General features: G+C 56.2%; 5 protein-coding genes. 3 read left to right on the top strand and 2 right to left on the bottom strand.

What is annotated here, in order from left to right; all coding sequences use genetic code 11:
• On the top strand, positions 1-492 hold a 492-nt coding region (locus ABJQ89_RS06100; protein ID WP_348495377.1), incomplete at its 5' end, for a phosphoenolpyruvate carboxykinase (ATP).
• Between the two features lie 20 nt (positions 493-512).
• On the opposite strand, the gene ABJQ89_RS06095 is transcribed toward ABJQ89_RS06100, so the two are convergent.
• Both ABJQ89_RS06095 and ABJQ89_RS06090 read right to left on the bottom strand, forming a co-directional pair.
• Entirely contained in the window at positions 513-1,244 is a 732-nt protein-coding gene (locus tag ABJQ89_RS06095; protein ID WP_348404222.1) for a hypothetical protein, read from the bottom strand.
• A gap of 54 nt (positions 1,245-1,298) precedes the next feature.
• Positions 1,299-2,219 carry a LysR family transcriptional regulator gene (locus tag ABJQ89_RS06090; protein WP_348495376.1) on the bottom strand — a complete coding sequence of 307 codons (921 nt, stop codon included), beginning with the start codon at positions 2,217-2,219 and terminating at the stop codon, positions 1,299-1,301.
• Positions 2,220-2,385: 166 nt separating this feature from the next.
• Between ABJQ89_RS06090 and ABJQ89_RS06085 the strand changes: the two genes are divergently transcribed.
• Together ABJQ89_RS06085 and ABJQ89_RS06080 are read left to right on the top strand one after the other, a co-directional pair.
• On the top strand, positions 2,386-2,745 hold the full coding sequence (locus tag ABJQ89_RS06085) for a helix-turn-helix transcriptional regulator (protein WP_348404220.1): 360 nt from the start codon (positions 2,386-2,388) through the stop codon (positions 2,743-2,745).
• A gap of 298 nt (positions 2,746-3,043) precedes the next feature.
• Positions 3,044-4,097 (top strand): acyl-CoA dehydrogenase family protein (locus tag ABJQ89_RS06080; RefSeq protein WP_348495375.1); only part of this gene is annotated, 1,054 nt, incomplete at its 3' end.

The following is a 4,097-nucleotide window of genomic DNA, read 5'->3' as shown; positions in this document are numbered from 1 at the left end:
ATGTATCATTTCCTATCGGGCTTTACCTCTAAAGTGGCGGGCACCGAACGGGGCGTGACCGAACCCGAGCCCACGTTTTCGACCTGCTTTGGCGCGCCCTTCATGCCGCGTCGTCCCGAGGTCTATGGCAACCTGCTGCGTGACAAAATCGCCACCCATGGCGCGACCTGTTGGTTGGTCAACACCGGCTGGACGGGGGGCGCCTATGGCACCGGCAGCAGAATGCCGATCAAGGCGACACGCGGGTTGCTGACGGCTGCTTTGGACGGGTCACTCGCGGACGTCCTCTTTCGCAAAGACCCCAACTTTGGGTTTGACGTGCCGGTAGATGTCACAGGGGTGCCCACGATCTTGCTGGATCCGCGCCGCACATGGGACGACGCGGATGCCTATGATCGCCAAGCCGCTAAGTTGGTCAAGATGTTCTCGGACAACTTCGGCCAGTATCTGCCGTTCATCGACGACGAGGTAAGGGCAGCGGCGATCAGTTAATCCAACCGCCGCGCACAGGGTCAGGCCGCTTGGCGGTCTGGCTGCGAGGTGTTGACCACATCGATAATCGGCATCTCCAGCAGGTACCGCGTGTCCTCGTTGGTGAGGTAGCTCAGGAACCCTTCCATCGGTCGGTCTGAGCCCTTGCGGTACCACCGCAGGGCGCCGGGTTCGTTGTGCATATACCCCATCCGTTCTGCGAACCCCTTGAACGCAACGGTCCGCGCCATAAAGCCGAAAATATGATCCGGGTTCCACCGGCACATCGCCTCGTGGATTCCATAACGTGCCAGCACCGTGGACAACCCCGTGCCACGATAGGGGCCGGTGTCGCCCATCCAGACTTCGCCGTGATAGACGACCTGCCCTGTCATGCGGTCAGCACCCGGACTGGACCGAAACCGGGACCGTTGCAGATCAAGATCCGGGATCGCCGGTGGGAAGTCGCGGAACCGTTTCAGCATGTAGCCGCCCAGTGATTTTTCCTGCAGATCAATCAGCCGGGATGCCTGAGTGTGCATCAACGCTCCGTCCACATCGCGCGCGATCAGCCAAAAAGAATTGGTGTCGTTAAGGTCATGTACTTCGGGATCAAACGGCGCCCCTAATACCTGCTGGGGCCGTTCTCGTTTCAGCATCGTGTGATAGGTGGTAAAATTTGAGCCGACGGTCACGGTAATCTGGTTTTGGTGTAATATATCGCGGCTTGTGGCCACAAATTGGGCCCCCGCGTTCAAACTTTGAAAAGACATAGCAAAACTCCTTTGCACGAGCATCCTCATGCAAAGGTTAGCCTAACGGCGTGCTTAACGCTCGAACTTTGCGTCAGCGGGGTCCAGATTCACGACAATATCGGCGGAAGGTTGCACAATTTTGCTCGGATCGTGCCCAAGTATCTCAATATCGGACGACGGCTCCACAAGCGAATAGAGCGCCAGGCTGCCGTCAGGGAATCGCCCCCCCAACATAAGACGGTGATAATTGACCGGTTTCAGGATCCCATCGGGATGGGACGGAACCAGCGTGTAAACATGGTCCAAACGCAAACTTTGGGTCGATTGAACCTCATGGAAAGGTTCATCCAACATGCGCGCGAAATCCTCGCCACCGGGCATGCGGCCCAAGGACCGCCCGACGCTGCTGCGGGCTTTGGCCAGCCCAAACCACTTGACGAAAAAGGACTGCGCGCCGAATTCAACACAGATCCAGCCCGCGCTGGTATGGCGGTACACAATCAGATAAGGGCGCACGTGCTCCATATGGGGGGACTCAATGTCCCCCGCCGCCATGCACCAACTGCGCACCATTTCACGCTGCAGGCAGGACGACGACGCCCAGATCCGCCCCAACGAATGTTGTTGCTGCCAAAAGCACCACCCATCCGGCAGCGTTGAACTGAACACCTGCAGGCCGTCGATGTGCCCAAGGGAATTGTTCAACCATGCATTCCCGCGCGCCAAAATGCTCAACGCCTCGGGCAGGGCGCGGGCGCCAGCCTCTGTCAGCCGGTACTGGCGATCTTCCACAACAAACAACGCCTCACCCTTTGCCTCTTCCAGCTGCGTGATGTGGCGGCGCACAGTTTGCCGGGTGCTGCCCAGCTCTTTGACGGCGTGGCTCAGGTTCAGCGTTTGGGCCAGCGTCGTGAACGACCTGATCATCTCATGCAACAACCCATGAGACTCGACAGGTCTCAGCGCGGCGTTCGTGGTTTCGGAAGGATCCATGACCCGGTTCATAACGCCAACGGTAAATTAATCATCCAGCAATGCAACATTTTTCACCCATCACCCGTATATTTATCATCAGAAAAGGAAAAAACGTACTCAATTGCGCTAGCCGTCGATTCCCGGAAGAAGTGTACCCAGTCACAACCAGAGGTGTTAAATAGTTATGTCCCATCCCGTTGATGTTCACGTCGGTCGCAAATTGAAACAAATTCGCACTATGCGCCGGCTCTCCCAAACAGATGTTGCCAAGGAACTGAGTCTCTCGTTTCAGCAGATCCAAAAATACGAAATCGGATCCAATCGTATCGCTGCCAGTCGGTTGTATGAACTGTCGCGGATCCTTGATGTACCCACATCTTATTTCTTCGAAGGCATTGATGCTGAACTAGAAAATTCAGAACGCCGCGATCCGGGGCTCGAGATTGTGACCGCATTGGCCGCGATCCGTGACGAGACAGTAAAGACACGAATCGTGACGTTCATAGAAGATGTCTCAGGCGTAACCGTCGCGCGTCAGAGCTGATCCTGCGCCAACGATGCGGTGCTGGGCAGATCTGTCTGGCGCTCTAAATATCGTCAATACAGTTTTAATTTTAATGAGTTTGTGACTGACAAGCGCCGCACCTGCGGCGCTTTTTTCTCGACCATTGCCGCCTATTTTGACTGTGAACACAGTGTTGCGGCTTTCGAAACAATCAGAAGGTGTGATCTATAAATTTCATTGGGAAATTTTAATATGAAAAAATGCACCTTCACGTATTTTTATTGCGCCTCCACTGTGATCGGTCTACATCATCACACAACCGACAAAGGATGTACCGATGCCCCATGACGGACAGACGCCGCCGACCCAAAACACAATTGTGCTGGGCAATCTATTGGAATTAACCGCCGCTGCGTTGCCGCCGATTGATGCGCTCCTTCACACGGCGACCGAGCGGGTCAAAGCAGTTGTCACAACCGATGGCCGCGTGTCAGGGGCGCTCATCGAAGCGCATCAAACGGCGACGCATGGGCTCGCTTGGTTGGCGACCTATGTCCAAGCCTTGCACCAAATGCATGCTTGGGCCGAACGTCTGAGCACCGCAGGCACCTTCGGCGAAACCGAACAGTTGATCCACCAAATCGCTTTTGGTGAATACCTGTCGCAGATCAGCGGCGGCCTGCAAATGAACCAAGGCGAGATGCTGCGGCTTCAGGATCTGGGGATCGGCCCGGCGGATAGCGGCGCTCTCACCAACCCTGCGATTGCGACATTGACCCAACACGGCAACACCCAAGCCGCCCGCACACGACTGGTCGCGTTGATGCAAGAGCACGCCGCGCATGTTATCATCGGCGCATCGGGGTTGGATGATGAATTGGAAATGATACGTGACCAATTCCGGCGTTACGCTATCGAAAAGGTCGAGCCCTACGCCCACGACTGGCACCTCAAAGATGAGCTGATCCCGCTAAACGTGATAGACGAACTGGCCGAAATGGGGGTCTTTGGGTTGACCATTCCCGAAGAATTCGGCGGGTTTGGCCTGTCCAAGGCATCTATGTGCGTGGTGTCCGAGGAACTGTCGCGCGGGTATATCGGGGTCGGCAGTCTGGGCACGCGATCCGAGATCGCCGCGGAACTAATTCTGGCAGGCGGCACGCAAGCCCAAAAAGAAAAATGGCTCCCGCGGTTGGCCCGTGCCGAAACACTGCCAACCGCCGTCTTTACTGAACCAAACACCGGGTCAGATTTAGGCAGCCTACGCACTCGTGCGGTCAAAAATGGCGACGACTATAAGGTCACCGGCAATAAAACTTGGATCACCCACGCCGCCCGCACGCATATGATGACCCTGTTGGCCAGAACCGACCCCGGCACGACAGACTACA

It is taken from the genome of Planktotalea sp. (genome assembly GCF_039984035.1).
Classification (GTDB): domain Bacteria; phylum Pseudomonadota; class Alphaproteobacteria; order Rhodobacterales; family Rhodobacteraceae; genus Planktotalea.
The sequence above is the reverse complement of the archived record's forward strand: the minus strand, read 5'-3'. Positions and strand labels throughout refer to the sequence as shown.